This window comes from Methanosphaera sp. ISO3-F5, assembly GCF_034480035.2.
Classification (GTDB): Archaea; Methanobacteriota; Methanobacteria; order Methanobacteriales; family Methanobacteriaceae; genus Methanosphaera.
Map to the genome: position 1 here is coordinate 1,521,262 of NZ_CP118753.2, position 16,223 is coordinate 1,537,484.

The 16,223-nt window shown below is 36.4% G+C and carries 9 protein-coding genes; all 9 read left to right on the forward strand.

Going from position 1 to position 16,223, the window contains the following annotated elements:
• The first annotated feature begins 12 nt into the window (after window positions 1-12).
• The 9 genes from PXD04_RS18425 to PXD04_RS18465 are packed head-to-tail and all read left to right on the forward strand — an operon-like array spanning window position 13 to window position 16,116.
• Window positions 13-3,156 (forward strand): hypothetical protein, encoded by a 3,144-nt coding sequence (locus PXD04_RS18425; protein WP_323736279.1) that lies wholly within the window; start codon window positions 13-15, stop codon window positions 3,154-3,156.
• A 50-nt stretch (window positions 3,157-3,206) separates the two neighbouring features.
• Window positions 3,207-5,531 (forward strand): Ig-like domain-containing protein, encoded by a 2,325-nt coding sequence (locus PXD04_RS18430; protein WP_323736280.1) that lies wholly within the window; start codon window positions 3,207-3,209, stop codon window positions 5,529-5,531.
• Window positions 5,531-8,416 (forward strand): phage distal tail protein, encoded by a 2,886-nt coding sequence (locus tag PXD04_RS18435; protein ID WP_323736281.1) that lies wholly within the window; start codon window positions 5,531-5,533, stop codon window positions 8,414-8,416. Before PXD04_RS18430 ends, PXD04_RS18435 begins: the two co-directional genes overlap by 1 nt.
• 4 nt (window positions 8,417-8,420) lie before the next feature.
• Window positions 8,421-11,987 carry a hypothetical protein gene (locus PXD04_RS18440; RefSeq protein ID WP_323736282.1) on the forward strand — a complete coding sequence of 1,189 codons (3,567 nt, stop codon included), beginning with the start codon at window positions 8,421-8,423 and terminating at the stop codon, window positions 11,985-11,987.
• A 1-nt stretch (window position 11,988) separates the two neighbouring features.
• Window positions 11,989-14,142, forward strand: coding sequence for a hypothetical protein (locus PXD04_RS18445; protein WP_323736283.1), 2,154 nt, complete (start codon window positions 11,989-11,991; stop codon window positions 14,140-14,142).
• 1 nt (window position 14,143) lies between these two features.
• A complete protein-coding gene (locus PXD04_RS18450; RefSeq protein ID WP_323736284.1) occupies window positions 14,144-14,422 on the forward strand; it encodes a hypothetical protein in 279 nt (92 codons plus the stop codon).
• Window positions 14,419-14,787, forward strand: a complete 369-nt coding sequence (locus tag PXD04_RS18455; protein WP_323736285.1) for a hypothetical protein — start codon at window positions 14,419-14,421, stop codon at window positions 14,785-14,787. The genes PXD04_RS18450 and PXD04_RS18455 overlap by 4 nt, the downstream gene beginning before the upstream one ends.
• Window positions 14,777-15,805 (forward strand): peptidoglycan-binding protein, encoded by a 1,029-nt coding sequence (locus PXD04_RS18460; protein WP_323736286.1) that lies wholly within the window; start codon window positions 14,777-14,779, stop codon window positions 15,803-15,805. Before PXD04_RS18455 ends, PXD04_RS18460 begins: the two co-directional genes overlap by 11 nt.
• A 23-nt stretch (window positions 15,806-15,828) precedes the next feature.
• A complete protein-coding gene (locus tag PXD04_RS18465) occupies window positions 15,829-16,116 on the forward strand; it encodes a hypothetical protein (protein ID WP_323736287.1) in 288 nt (95 codons plus the stop codon).
• Window positions 16,117-16,223 lie beyond the last annotated feature (107 nt).

The following is a 16,223-nucleotide window of genomic DNA, read 5'->3' on the forward strand; positions in this document are numbered from 1 at the left end:
TAAACGAGGATTATGGTTAGTACAGAAACACTACAAGTAATTATTAATGCTAAAGACATGCTAAGTGATAAGATAAGGCAAGTTAATAATACAATCAGACAAACCGGAAGCACGGCAAGTAGTAGCAGTGCCACAGCCACAAGTAGCATAAACCGTATCGGCAGTGCTTACGACAATTTACGAAACAAAGTAAGCAATGTATGGAACACGATACGAAACACTATAAGTGGGAGCAGTGTAGGTCGAAGTATTAGTAGTAGTCAGATTGCACAACCATTTATGAATGCAGCCGAAACCATTCGTAGCAAATGGCAGAACCTTATGCAGCATATCCAGAGTAGCAGAGCCAAGCCCACAGTAGACACGAGTGGTTTTGTATCAGCAGAAGCGAAAGTGGATGAACTAAAACGAAAGGTACAACTTGTAAATCAAAGCAGTGCCAAACCAAGATTTGACTTAACAGAAATGAAAACTGCTGATGGTCAAATTAAGGTCATACTAAGAGACTTACAAAACCTGAAAAACAATTCTGTAGTGAATATGCGAGTTGGTGGAGACGGCAGTGCATTAAACAATCAAGTCTTGATGATGGATAAAATCATCGACCGGAGAAACAAAGTAAATAGCACACCAGTAGAAGTAAAGGTATCTAATGCGGGTCTGATGACATTAAATGGTGAGATGAGTAGAACTGCACAAGTTACAAGCAGTCTTAACTCACGGTTCGGAACACTTGGTACAAAAATTGGAATGGCATTTACTCAGGCATCTGCTAAGATTAGTGCATTCCAAGCTAAACTAAGTGGTGTAGGTACTCGTATGAACGCTCTTGTAGGTGGTCTTAGTGGTGTGCAAAGTGCTATTATGGGAGCATTCGGAGCAGTAGGAGTAACAAGTATCAGTAAGTTCACAATTGGAGCTGCTGTTGCAAGACAAAAACTGAATGCTGTAACAACCAGCATCACCGGAAGTGAAGCTGCTACACAAAGACTGAATAAAGCAATTACCAGTGCAACTAGTGGAGGTATTGTAGGATTCACTAAGGTTGCACAAGCAGTACAACAAATCGGAATCAAATACAACCTAACCAATGCTCAACTGGAAAAAACACCAGCAGTACTAAACAAGATTGGTACACTAGCAAGGGCAATGGGAAAAGATGGAGAAACTGCTGCAACTATGATGAGTAAAGCTTATGATGGACTTAACGGTAACTTCATGCTACTTAAAAGAAACCTTGGTATCACTGAGGAACAGTTACGGGCTAATGGTTGGAGTGGAGCTGCAAGTGATGTGGACGGTTACACAAATGCACTGATGAAAGTACTGGATACAAAACCAGAAATGCAGGAATACCTTAACAGTTTTGAAGGACAACAAGAAAGGTTACAATTAGCAATCGAAGGTGTAGGTCGTAGTATTGGTGAAATAGTATTACCTGTCTTGAATGCTGTTCTTGGTTTCTTCCTTGAAATGCACAAAAATGCACCGTGGCTAACTACCGCTATTGTAGGTTTTGGTATTGCATTATTAGGTGTTATTAGTGTATTAACCATACTTGCCCCTATCCTTATGACAATTGAAACATTAGGACTTTCATTATCTGCGATACTCTGGCCGTTATTGATTGTTGCAGCAGTAATAGCACTTATTGCAGTATTGAAACATCTGTATGATACGAATGAGGGAGTACGAAAAGTCATGGATAGTGTGGCTGCGGCAATCAAGAACAATCTTATAACTGCTTGGGATAGATTGAAAAAGATACTTGCACCACTTGGCAGTACCTTTAATCATTTAATGCAGGTACTCGGTAGACTGGCAAAGGATTTATTAGCAGTGTTTGGTATTACTGGTGACGCAGCTGATAACTTTGACTGGCTCAGTGCAGTTATATGGGTACTGGGCAAAGCCTTGGAAGCAATCATCACACACATAGTAACAATCATAGAAGTAGTGGCAAGTATTCTTGTACCTGTTATATCATTGATTGTGAATATTATCTCGAATCTGGTGAATTTCATTATTAGTTTGGCAGAAGCTTTTAGTTTGCTTATGCAGGGAGATATTGTGGGATTCTTCACTGTAGTAGGACAAGCATTGTTTACGCTTATATGGGATACTATCACAAATATTGGTCAGATGTTCCTAGAAATCTTTAATAACTTGAATGTCGTATTTGGTGGAGTACTCACTATGTTATGGCAATGGTTATGGCAATTCATTATGGGATTGGCAAATGGTGCTATGCAAGCAGTGAACGGATTCATACAATGGATTAGCACACTTCCAGGCAGATTGTGGGCTTGGCTTTGGAATGCTTTCCTAAGAGTAGTAAACTGGGCTAGCCAAATGGTAGCCAAGTTCAAACAAGCAGCACTTGATGCTATAAATGGTTTTATTCATTGGATTAGTACTCTCCCGGGTAAGTTGTGGGATTGGCTCATGCAAGCATTAGCAAAGGCTAAGCAATGGGCAGGCGAGCACATTGAACAATTAAAAGATGCTGCTAAACAATCATTAAGACGATTCATTGAAGAGTTTAAGATTATTGACGCAGTAAAAGACGCCCTCGATGGTGTGAAACGAGCTATTGAGAACAAAGTTGGTTCACTCGTGGCTGCTATGAAGCAGTTAGCGTGGGATATGTGGAATGGTTTCTGGGCTCAATTTGGTCTTGGTAGTAATAGGGCTGATAATGTGATTGGTCAGGCTGCTTATGCTAGTGCTATGGTTCAACGTGGTATTGAGCAGGCTTATTCTGATGTTGGTTTGGAGGGTGCGTCCTTTGATAATACTATCAGGTCTAGTAAGAGTTTGGTTTATGATGTGAATCATAGTAGTAATGGTACTAAGAGTATATTGTCTGACATCAAGGACTTACTAAGTGTGGTTGTTGATCAACAAGAAACCACCAATAACAATAATGGCGAGTTGGAGGCAACACTCACACAAGAAGGAACCATCACAATACAACACGAAATAAACCTCGCCAATGTACCAGAGGGCATTGATGAGGAAAGCCTGATACAATTGATTCGTGACTTGTTGAATAGTCGTGATGTAATCAAGGAACTTGTAAGTAATCGTGAATTCCAGGCGATGGATAAGCGAGTTAAACAGAAGATTTTGGGAGAGTATAGTAGGCACATCTAGCCCCCTATTCTCCCACCCTTTTACCTTTATTTTGGGGGTGAAAAAAGAATATGAAAACAAAAACAATAAGACCGAAAAAGGCAAGGAGTCAAGGGGAAATATTACCTCACATTGACAGATTAACAGAATACAGTCACTTCGAGGACTACCATACTAAAAGAAGCAATGGAACAGATACTAAGTTCAAAGACACCACAGTCAAGACAATAAACCTAAACGGCAACTGGATAGATGTAGGAATTAGCTTAAAAAGTATAACACCAACTCCACCAGAGGAATGGGTTGCATTACATCCTGGAACAATAGTTGTACATTTATACAAACTAGAAAACGGAGAACCAGTCGCAAACCTTGCTAATGAGAAAATAGACATTTATATACGAGGCGAATGTAACACAGTAACAACTAATGCTACTGGTTTTGCTAGTGTATCCTATGAACCAACACATCTCGGAAAGCACGAGTACAGCATAGAATACAACGGTAACAGTAAAAAGGGATACAAACCATGCGACCCGATAACTGGAAGTTTCAGTGTTAGAAAACTCAAAGTAAAAATAACTCATGTATATGATCTCACTCAACAAATTAATTCAAATATTTACATTTTCCCACACGTACAAGATGAGTTTGATAATGATATGGATGGAGTATTGGAATTGTATCGTGAGGGAGTATCTATTGATGTTGCAACACTAGCAAATGGTCAATGTAGTTTCATACAAAACTTTAATTTGCCTAATGTGTATGATTATCTTCTAGAATACAAGGGGAATAGTTTAGTTGATAGTGCTACTAAGGAATTCACAATTACAGTAGTAGGATTAGATGCTGCAATTATAACAAGAACAACGAATTATGAAGTGGTACAAGGTAATACTCTTGAATTTAAGGTAAGAGTTGTGGATGCTAATGAGCATGATATCCTTGTAGATGGAGGAAGTGTACAAATAAGTGAGAATAACATTGTAATTGGAACATATGACCTTGACAGTAACAGAGAAGCCATAATCCAGTATACAAACAACACCTTAGGAAATCATGACCTGAAAATAGATTATATTGAAAAAGCAAACGGTATTTACATGGATACGAGTAAAACAGTACATGTGAATGTCATTGAAAAATATACTCCTCATATTGTTCGTAGAGCAACAACATACACTACCGAGAGTGGCAAAGGTGTAGAATTAAGGGTAAGGGTATTAAATGATGATGATGAAGCTGTAGATAGTGGAACAGTAACTTTCAAAGTAGGTGATGATGTATACGGAAGAGTTGCAGTTGATACAAGCAGTGGAGACAACAAAGGATTAGCAACCTTCACTTTCGTTGAAGATTATATTGCTAGTTACTATGTGGATATTGTGTATAGTGGAAGCAAGTTATACAAGTCAGTTAGCACTCAAGTAGAGGTAACGGTTGGAAAAATAACCACAGAGATTAACATTTCCGACGGTGATATAATTGATTATATTACAGACAGTGGAAGCAAACAGATCAAGGTAACAAATGCAAACAATAACGCAGTAGTCAATGAGGGAAACCTTGTCCTACAACTTAAACAGGAAAAACAGAATGTAACACAGACAATCGGAACATATAATCTTGCAAATACAACTGGAAACCTAACAATAAATAGACAGAACATCAACTTAGATTCATTATTCACTGCAATGAAAAATACAGGTTACCTCTATTACACAGGTTACACACTAATAGCAACATATAAGGGAACAAGCAAATACAAAGCAAGCAGTAAAGAAAAACCGTCAATGAACCTTCATGTCCGCAGAAGTGGAATATATGCTGTACCAGTCATTCAAGATAGTGCAAACTACAATATAAGCAGTGCATATCCAACAGTACCTGACAATTACTATGGTGCTTATACTATCAGAGTAGACCATGACGACACTAACGGTATCCTTTCAACAGTAATAGTAGGAGGAAGGATATATAATGGTGGTATTAATACTCCTGCAACTCTTGGAACAGTCAAAAAAGGTCAAACAATCTACTTTGTAACAGAATACAAAGCATTAAGACTGCATGATTCAGATAAGAATAAAACAGAAACACAAATTGAAAACTATGTATATGAGGACATTGGAGGACTTAATACTGAATTACATTACAAAATAAATGATGGAAACGAAACAGACACTGCAAATGCTTACATAAATGGAACTTCCTCTTTATACGATGGTCCTTTGTATACAAAATTCACAGTACCTAATACTTGTCAAGTAGGAGATACAATACAGTTAATATTCTACATTGGAAAAAATGCAGGATATTACCATTACTTAGAAGGTGAAGGTAGTGATTCATTTGGTTACAGGTACAAAGTTCAATTCGAGGTGGTTGAATAATGGCAACTGTTAAAAAGTATTCACAGAAAATAGAAATAACAGCTGGATACACTTGTGGAGGAGATGACAAACAATACAAGTGCTGGGGAGGACTAGACAACCTCAAAACAGCGAATGGACTTGCAACTTGTCATGGTAGCGACAACCTAATAGCAGGAATAAACGGTACATACAAGCAACCAGCACCATTAACTCTGAATAATTTTGGTTTTGATTTGTCCGACAATTACAGTGTAACCAAAGTGGAATTACATTATAAAACACAGAAGTTCATAAATGGAGGTTATTATCCGGACATTGGAGGAGCCACAATAAAACTTCTTGGTACTAATCAAGCAAACAAAACAGGAAAGGCAGTAAGTCAAAACAAGATAGAAGATATAATAACATGGACGGGAGTAACAGTAGCACAGGTCAATAGTACACAATTCGGTGTACAAATTGCATTTCCTCAGAATGAGAGTACAACTCCAGGTTATATTAACCTTGAAGATGTTTACCTCCTAGTTTATTATGAGGATAACGGTGCAAAAATAACACTTGAATCAAGTTTTAGCAGTAATCCAGTTATAGTAGGAGAACAATTTGAATTAACATGTACAATTCGGAAAACTAGTAATGCAGCATATAATCGTACCACTTACATTGATCTACCATTGGGAGTTAATCCCTCAGCATTAGGGACTGCTGATGGTAGTGTAACAGTGAGCACAGTAAAATTTGAAAACTATACATTCAAAAGATTAACTTGGAAGCATAACATGCCTGAAGGTAGTCAAACTGATTACTTATCCTATGTTTGTAAAGCAGTTACTCCTAGTGATGATTTCCAACCAGAAAAAAACAAAAACCGTCCGAAGCAATGTATTATAACAGATGTAACAACGAAAATAAGCACTACTAACTATTTAACAATCAAGGATATATCAGTATCAGTATCCACAGATTTGTACAAGAATAAGGTATCACTCACAGCAGGGAAAGAATACAAAGCATATGCAACAATCAAAATAGTAGACCCTTCACAGACAAACAAAGCATTATGGATAGGATTAACCAATGGTGCAACCCTTAACAATAACAATCTAAGTTTCACTGGTTATCTTGCAGATGGATACAATACAAGTAATAGCAAATACTGGATACGATTTGAACAGAACAGGGACGAAATGACTATCAAAATACCTTTAAAAGTTGTAGCACCAGAATCCGGAACCTATAAAATGACTTTATTTGTAACCAATACAGGTCAAACAAAACATTTAAGTCCTGATGTAACAGTGGATTTCCTCGCTCGTGGTGCAGACCTCGGACAACTAGCATTCACTCGTATAAGAGTACCTGAAGTCTATACACAGAACATGGGAGATGGAATACCCTATACTTTCGGAAGTCAAGTCAAGTACATTCTCAAAAACAATAAGTACGGAGTAGAAGATCACGGGGACAATCTAAGAATAGGAGTATATAATAATAGTGAAGCAATAGCAGCAGATGAAGATGAATTTGTAAGTGAAATTATCTGGTGCGACAAGATGGCAACCACTAAAAGTGAAGAACGAAGTGTTAAATTCACTTATAATGCAGAATATCCATTGTACTTAGTGTATAGTCATGATTATAGTGAGGATGCTGTTAATCCTTTTGTTACAATGAATTTTAGTGAGCCGTGGCTCGTGGAAACAGGTTATTATCCGACAACACCTATACGAGACCTCCGTATTTATCCAGTAATGGCACTTTGTGGTAACTCTAAGTATTGTTGGGGAGAATTCACACCTAGCATAGAGAAAACCGTTCCAGTTGCTTGCTATGATTGGAACGATGGAGGAATATTAAAACAAGATATAGGTGTACTGGGAATAGAAGTATTGTTTGATTACAATGTATCTGAGGAGGTTACTTGTCTCGTTGAATTATATCTTGGTTGGAGTGTAAGAGGAACCAGAGACATCATAATATCCAAAGGGAGTGGAACAGCACGTGCTGGTGATGCTTATGACTTGTTTGGTTTCAAACCTTCAGATTTTGTTGGAAGAATGAACGCACTACAGGTAAGACTTCAAATATTTAACCAAGATAGCAGTAAACCAAAAATAGAAATCAATAATCTACGAATGAATGTTCGGTATGTTAATCCTATCAAATGTGGTTATGGATTGTCAGTTGATGGTGAAAAAAGCCAATATTACGGGTTTGTTGTGACTGATGTAGAACACAATAGTGGTACAAAAAATGAAAGAACATTGTATCAAGTTCCAGGAACAGACAACACTATCATTAATCGTTTGAATGTGGAAAGTAAGGATATAAGTATTAAGATTGTAGTGCCTGAATGCAATCTCAAGAATACATTTTACTTGATTGACAGAATTGTTGATCTATTCACAAATGAACGAGAATTAAACAGTAACAAACCAATACTTAAAAAATTAGTATTTGACCACATTCCAGACCGAGAATTCAGATTTGTAAGAGTAGATAGTTTTGATGACGAAATCAAAGGAAACAGTTATTATGCAAAAATTAAACTAGAAATACCCGATGGCACAACATATGCAATACAAGAAACAATTACTGGAGCACATGGACAAGCAAGGAGTACAATATTCATCAAACCAGTTATAGTATACAAGGCAGATACAGCAGGAAAACTAGTTATAACTGAGAAAAATCTAGGACAGGAATTTATTGTGAATAATAATAAGATCAAGGAGGATAGTATTATCACTATTGATTCTGAGAATAGGACGGTTATGCTAGGAAATACTAATATAAGCAGTAGTGTTGATTATAATAGTACGTGGTTCCGCTTGAAAGGTGAATATGCTTTTAGCAGTACCACTGGGACTGTTCGTAGTGTATCATTTAATGTAAGGAGGTAACAGTATGAGTATTATACCGAACATTATAATCTTGAATGAAGATGAAAAAATGATACGATGGCTTGACCCTGACCTATGCAAAGTAGAAGAAAAAACAAGCCTGAACACATGTAGAAAAATAACACTCACCTATCCTTACGAAAACAACCTCATAGAAGAAGCTGAAAAACAATGGTACGAACAAGGAAACAAAATATACATTCCTAGTATTAATGGAATTACCAGCTGCCTTTATGTTATCAACACAGAATACGAAATAGACTTCTGGGACAAAAATACTGTTACAGTAGAAGCAGAAGAGGTATTAACGGAACTGAATTATGATGTAATCAGTTTCCCCTCTGCTTCTGTTTTTGATGTGAATAAAAAGAACCTTGATGAATGGTTTGGAGCTTATTATGACATTGGTACAATTGATACATTAAATGCAGGAAATAAGAAAGTATCACCAGAGGGAATAATGACTCGTATGAGTTTACTTCGTATGATAGAGGAGCAAACAGAACGAGTATTCTTCACAGAGTACACTAATACTGGAAATACTGTTAAAAGAACATTAAATCTTAAAGATACAGATAAGGAAGTATTTATAGCTCCTACTGACATATTAGACCTTAATTATAATCTTGACAGCTTAGAATTCACTAAGAGTGAAGAAAACACTTACAATGCAATAGCACCAATATTCAATGTTAATAAAAGCACTGTAAGTGTAGAAGAAATGTCAAATCTTGAAAGTAGTGATGTATCTAGTCTTATTGTATCAAAAGCAGGAAACAATACTAAGGGAAATAATGCAAACACTAAACAAATTAAGGAAATATTAGAAGCCATAGCATCATCAGAAGGAGCAGAAAATACAGGCACAGGTTCAAGTACATCAACTATTCCTACTTTAACCAATCAGAAAACTGGTGATGAATTATTAGAGGAATGGCTTGCTTATGAGGTGCAAACTGGTGAAGAAATCCCTATGATAATTAAGGAAGATAAGGATGGGAACTTGGTTAAAACTGCTACTTGGAATGCACCTTTTACTAAGAGGTCAGGTGATTTGCATATGTACTATGAGGGAGATTCACCCTCCGAATATAACAGAGTACATATATATAATCATGAGAAGGACAACGGTAAATTCAAAGTCTGTACGAGTACCACTAGTGAGACACAGATGGAAAGTGTTTATAATACCTTAGCAACAAAACTCCTTGGAAAATTAGCTCCCAAATTTGAATTAAAAATTGAAGTGAAAGACATACAACAATTACTGGGATTACAGAACCTGCAATACAAGGTACATCAAAAATTAGAAGTAAGAGTACCCAACTTTAACTATTATGTTCCCTGTAGGATAACAGAAACAACTAAGAACCTCCACCTCCCTGGTGAGAATAAGATCAAGATAGAAACAGATGTAACAAGCATATACAAACAATATACTAGCAAGATAACAAGCGAAAATGTAATAATCAGTACAAAAGACCTAATACCAGAAATAGGAGGAGTATTAACTGGTGGAGATGACACAGTATTAACCAACAAGAACATAACTATCAGTATACGATTAGTTAAAGGGTATGATGAACACACTACAGAAGAAAACAAAAATGTACAACAAAGTTACTCCAAATTTGACCCAGAAACTGAAACATACTTATTTAGTAATTCAGAGATTGAAAGACTTGGTAAAGTAATGAGAAACACGAAAATAACTTCAGAAGGTGTTGTCGACAACGATTACAGAGTGAAAGATGTGCAAGGAAAAATATACAAAGTACCTGTGGATTGGGCTATTGCATTATATTATGCACGAAACCAATTATATATCAATAATGAGCAAATGAGTGAAGGTTCACAGGAAGAAAAACTAGGACAAGGATACTATGATTCCACAATAGAATGCCACTGGTTCTCTAATGTTAAAGACGAAATAAGAACTCAGGCAAACTATGAAGCATCCAAGAAATATTATGTTGCATGGTTTGTATATCTTGCAGAGCTTGAAAGAAATTTCTGGAAACAGAAAGAATTAGGTGTTAGGACACGACTTTGTAGTAGTGAAGCTCAGAATGGTCCTACTTGTCTCCCTGCGAGTATGAGTAATGCTACAAGTTATTTCAGAAATTATTATCCAGAATGGTATCTTGCAAAGAAAATGGGAACATCTGAAGGAGGAACTTATCGTGGTGATGCTGAAAGAGTAATGGAAGAATTAGGATTTAAAATAACCAGAGTTGAAGCAACAGAGGACAATGTCAAAAATTACCTTAAAAATAATCAGGTAATTAGTTTAAGTATTAATCCAGCCAATCTTGGTGATGATTACTACCAAAACTATTATAAAAAAACAAACGAGGGCTCACATGCAATTATACTCTCAGATTGGTATACTCACCATACTGTAAATGACGGTGCTTTGATGGTTAGAGTATATGATACGAACCTTCCTATCTATAATCCATTGTATGCTTATGAACCTACGAAAACTCTTATTCCTATGCAGACGGAGTGGATGAAGTGGAGTAGTGTAAAACAAGCAATTAATGCTTTTTATGATTCTACAGGTGGTCGGTGGTTCAATGCTACAGGAGATAGGAAGTCCATGACTATTATTGAAAACACTTCCAAGAATATGGCAAGTGTTACAGAAATTGAAGCAAAAACAGTTACAACCACTTATTTTGATCCGAGCCTTATGGAGTACAAATTCAAGTTTGATATTGTGAGAACTGCAATACAGGAAACAATACAAAGCATATTGGATAATGACCTAAACACAAACATTATGAACATGTATACTACTGTTATTGCAACTGATGGAAAAGAGTATGAAATAAGTATGCACTATCTGCGAGCAATAAGTTATGCTTATATGTACTCCTTTATGGGAACAAAGGATAAGAGTAGTAATAAGACAGTTACAGTATCTGAAAAAAGTAATACTTTGAAGTATTATGAACATTTTAACACGGACCTTGAACGAGTAGGAGTGTATGATTGGTTCAGTCCTTGTAAGGCAGAGAATACTAATTATATGACAGGATATGCAGTTGCTACAATATTATTTAACTTAGGTTTGGCATATAGTCCTAATGACTTCCTAACGAGTGGAGATTCATTAGACAGTATTGCTACGATGATAAAAAACAAAGCAACGAAAAATAATAGTTCATTCCTAAATACTTGGATTGTAAGTAACACGAAGGCAAACATCAAACAGTATCTGGGAAAACAGTACCGAGATAATTATAATTACACACTAATGTTCGCTTATGCTAGAGGCAATTCCTTAAATAATACAAGCACTCATAATTCTAGTTATTATCCTGTCCTCTTATATAGTGTTGATGGTGAAAATATTGAATACATGAACATACTAGGAACAGGAAATAACATAAAAGACAATTACAACACACTAACAAACAATGCAACAAACAATCCATACAGTACAACCACTATAGACAACATGGTAACAATGATAAGTAATGCGAAAAACATTGCACCGTCCGGAAGTAGCAATCAAATACTTGTAGTATCGTATTTCACTAAGAAACAACTGGAGGCAGAATAGTATGACAGTACAATATCCTAACAAGCTCAACAAGAAACGAAAAGTATACTTCACAATGGACAATACAAGTAACAAAAACTCAACAATTAGGAACACTGTAATAACCAAACTACGAAATGCTGGAATAAATGTAGTGTCAAGACCTGAGGGTAAAGAGATAGGACCTAATTGTTACTCAAGAACTTTCAGAGACCTAGAGGAAGATGGAATAAAGGATATAATCTTAATAGGATTAGTGAACGGTGTAGACCCTACCAACCTCCGTGAAGTATCATTCACCAATTATGATTGGCAAGGAACTCGTTTCAGAAACTTAGGAAATGATGTTATTTTTGCAGCATTTTATGATAGTTGTGACTTTACACGACCAGACGGCACATGTTACAATAAAGTGAAAATGCGAAGTCCTACTACTGATGTTCCCACCGGAGGATATTTTTACAACCTGAAAAAGTTTTGTGAAGATAATAAAATTTATGCAGTGAATCAGAGTAGTAACCAACATCGTAACCCAGAACGAGCAGATTATACTGGTGAATTGATTGCACAGAGAATCATTGAATTGTTTGATGATGGCACGGGGAACACGAACACTAATGATAACAATACAGATACAAACATAAAAAACCCAGACCCTGAAAATCCCACAATAACACCAGCCACTAATACTACAACAACCAACACAGATGGAACCACGAAAACAATAACAACAAGGACAATAACACAAACATATACAACTCCTCATTATGAAAAAGTAATCCGAGCAAAAACAGACAGAAACGGTGCATTCCACATACTCCCAGAGTTACCATATAAGGGAGAGTATACAGCTACTATGAAATTTGCAGGAGACAAAGAACACAGTAGCAGTACAAAGACAATACACATCTACAATTACAGTGATAGTAGTCAAGTATTCAAGGAAAGATTAATACAAACAAAGATAACCACGAGTTACAGTGATGGTACAAGCCACACAGACACAAACGGTACAACACCAGACAATAAGCATGTAAAACGAGTAATTACAACCGAAACATATAACAATGGAAAACTAACAAAGACAGAGAAACGAACAGTCTTTGTAGATAATATAATTCGTGAAGCACCAGAAACTAATACAAATACAACAACCACGACAACAACCACTACACCAACAGACCCAACAGTAAATCCTAGTCCAACACCGTTACCAAATACTCCAACACCAGTTACTAATGTAGAAAAAGGACACCCATTCCACAAAGTTATACCTCCAGTGAACGGAGTCCCACAAATAGCTGCAATGCAGATTGGAGACAAAAACTTCGTATTTGTAGATACTAACAGGTCATATAATTTGACTTATGCTCAGTTCAGAGCAGTATATGACAGAGACAGTCAAACAATGCAATTTAATAATTATAAACTAAGTAATTACACAGCATTTGAAAGTGAGGACACAAACACGTGGAATGTATGTGAAAGGCAACAATGGAACAGTGTAGTAGAAAGCATACATTTTTACAAGGTAAATCATAGACGAGGAGAATGGCCTCAATCATATGTAATTGATTTCCAGAACAAACGGACAAAATGCGGAGATACATGGGTAGAATGGAAGAATAGTAGTGGAAAAACTACTATTTGGTTCTGTGCTGACAAACAAAATGGAGAATATGATTGTGGACCTACGAGCTTAAGTGTTTGTACTCAGGTATTAATGCACTATCACCCTGAAGTTGATCTACCAACAAGAAGTCCTGGCCAGCTAAGGGATATGTTCAATGAACGAGGATTCAGTGCTCACAATAAGGGTGGAATGAGTACTGCATTATCAGAGCTAGATGCGGGGAGACCGTGTATATGGCATATTGACTTCCATTATATTGCATTAACTATGAGGAGCAAACACAATCAGCAAATTCTTGTAGCAAACAGTGCAGGGGATAGAACCACTTCTAAATATACTTATTATGGGAAACTAATGACTGGTTGGAATCCATATACTAATTTGAATGGTTCAGCTACTGGTGCTCATACTTTTGTAAAATTAAACTGGAAAATTACTGAAGAATGGAAACAGAAGATCAATACATTCTTTAAAAGTATGGGCGGAGCATGGGAAAGACCATTCGCAGATGAAGGAATAAGAAAAGGAACAGGAAATGGTTAATATGGTTAATTGGATATGGAAGACCACACACGAGGCAGAACAAGAACCCTCACAAAGAACATGGATTAAAGGACAAAAAAGACAACAAGAACAAGAAAAACCAACCGATAAACAAATTAAAGAATACATACAAGAATACCTACATAACACGATACAACTAAGACACCTCATCAAAAATAAGGACATACTGTCTCCCAATGGTCAAAAAAGATACATGAAAGTAAAAGAGAGACAAAAAGAATTAAATAAAATACTAATTGAAAATGGAGTGAAAATATGAAAAAAACAAAAACAAACAACAAGCCAATAGTGGCAGTAGATTACGACGGAGTATTAAATCAATACGAGGGGTGGAAGGGAGAAAATCATCTCCCCCAGCCAATCAAAGGAGTTGAACAGTTTTTACAGAAATTAAGTGAGGAGTATAATGTAGTAATCTTCACTTGCAGAGACAATAAGAAAGTAAGAGAATGGTTAAGAGAATATGAGCTTGATAAGTATGTGTATGCAGTAACTATAACAAAGCCTCAAGCAGTAGCATACATAGATGACCGTTCTATTCGTTATGATGGTAGTTATAGTGAAGTTTTAGACCAATTAAGTGGTTTTCAAACATGGTGGGAGGAAGATTACGATGACATTTGATTGCAGTAAGATTAAATTAAAGAATGGAAGTAGTGGAACAGAAGTAAAAGAATTACAAGAATTATTAAGAGGGTATGGTTGTTATGAAGGTAGTATTGATGGCAAGTTTGATAGTGTTACTAGTAATGCTGTTAAAGAGTATCAGAGAATCCTAGGACTAACTGTTGATGGATGGGTTGGTAGTGAAACCTGTAAGTCACTACACCAGTATCAATCATTATCTCAGGATTTGAAAAAAGGCAGTAACAATGTATATGTGAAGTTAGTACAAAACCGACTAAAACAACTTGGTTATTATACTGGAACAGTTGATGGATTATACGGTACACTCACCTTTAATAGTGTGAAACAATACCAAGCAAAACACAATTTATTACAAGATGGAGTAGTGGGCAAGGTAACATACAAATCATTACTCACTAACCAGAACACTAATAGTGGCACAAATAACAATCGTAGCACAACCAGTAATGGAATATACACCAACACTCACCTATGTGAAAGACGAGGAGGAGATTGTGGAGGCCAAATAACAGGTTATCATTGTGCATGCTTCTCCATACAACAAGGAATCCGAACATTTGGAATAACTGGTTACTCACAAAGAACCATCGGAGGATATGCAGGAACCACAACTGCCGGAACCGGTCACTGGGGAATAGAAACCGCCCTAGCCAAAATAGCAAAAAATGAAGGAATCAAGCTAAAAGTAACATGGAAAAACCTATCAGACCTAGGCAGTACACAAAAAGAACAATACAAGAAAATAGGAGAAATAATAAGCAGTCCTAACAAGTTTGCATTCATTCACCTACTCTACCGTAACCGTTACGGCCACTACGAACACATAAAAACAGTAAACACCAACACTAGTGGATTAATTATCCGAAACAGTCTCGGTGACAAGTGCAATAGTCCCGCCTACTGTGGATATAATGAGAGCCGTACTATGAGCACGGAGACAAGTTACATACGTGGCATATCGCAGAAAAGCGTGTGCATCGTAGAAAAAATATAAAAACCAATTTGGAGGCAATATGTATGAATGAAGAAACACTACAAAAACTAATAACCACCTACCATGACAACAAAGCAGACATCGAACTACTACAACAACACCTACTCACCATCGAAGACCACATCACACAAGAACTAATGGCAGAAAAACTAGAAAAAGCACAACAAATCGTAAACAGACTATACACACAAAAACAAGACCCCATCCTCATAGACGTACAAGTCGAAATCAATGAGTTAAGGTACAAGTATGACATCACAGACCCTAGAGAAATCATTAATTATGACAATGGGAAGGGATTTGTTCAATGATGTTGTTGGTTACAGTTTGTAACTGACTTCTTTTCTTTTTTTTAGATCAACATTTTATTAGATTTTTTTTTACTTTTATGTTGAAACATTAGTATTACTAACACTTG

What these genes read in the sequence shown, in the direction of transcription:
- PXD04_RS18425 (WP_323736279.1), top strand. Translation starts at nt 13, where the DNA reads ATGGTTAGTACAGAAACACTACAAGTAATTATTAATGCTAAAGACATG.
- PXD04_RS18430 (WP_323736280.1), top strand. Translation starts at nt 3,207, where the DNA reads ATGAAAACAAAAACAATAAGACCGAAAAAGGCAAGGAGTCAAGGGGAA.
- PXD04_RS18435 (WP_323736281.1), top strand. Translation starts at nt 5,531, where the DNA reads ATGGCAACTGTTAAAAAGTATTCACAGAAAATAGAAATAACAGCTGGA.
- PXD04_RS18440 (WP_323736282.1), top strand. Translation starts at nt 8,421, where the DNA reads ATGAGTATTATACCGAACATTATAATCTTGAATGAAGATGAAAAAATG.
- PXD04_RS18445 (WP_323736283.1), top strand. Translation starts at nt 11,989, where the DNA reads ATGACAGTACAATATCCTAACAAGCTCAACAAGAAACGAAAAGTATAC.
- PXD04_RS18450 (WP_323736284.1), top strand. Translation starts at nt 14,144, where the DNA reads ATGGTTAATTGGATATGGAAGACCACACACGAGGCAGAACAAGAACCC.
- PXD04_RS18455 (WP_323736285.1), top strand. Translation starts at nt 14,419, where the DNA reads ATGAAAAAAACAAAAACAAACAACAAGCCAATAGTGGCAGTAGATTAC.
- PXD04_RS18460 (WP_323736286.1), top strand. Translation starts at nt 14,777, where the DNA reads ATGACATTTGATTGCAGTAAGATTAAATTAAAGAATGGAAGTAGTGGA.
- PXD04_RS18465 (WP_323736287.1), top strand. Translation starts at nt 15,829, where the DNA reads ATGAATGAAGAAACACTACAAAAACTAATAACCACCTACCATGACAAC.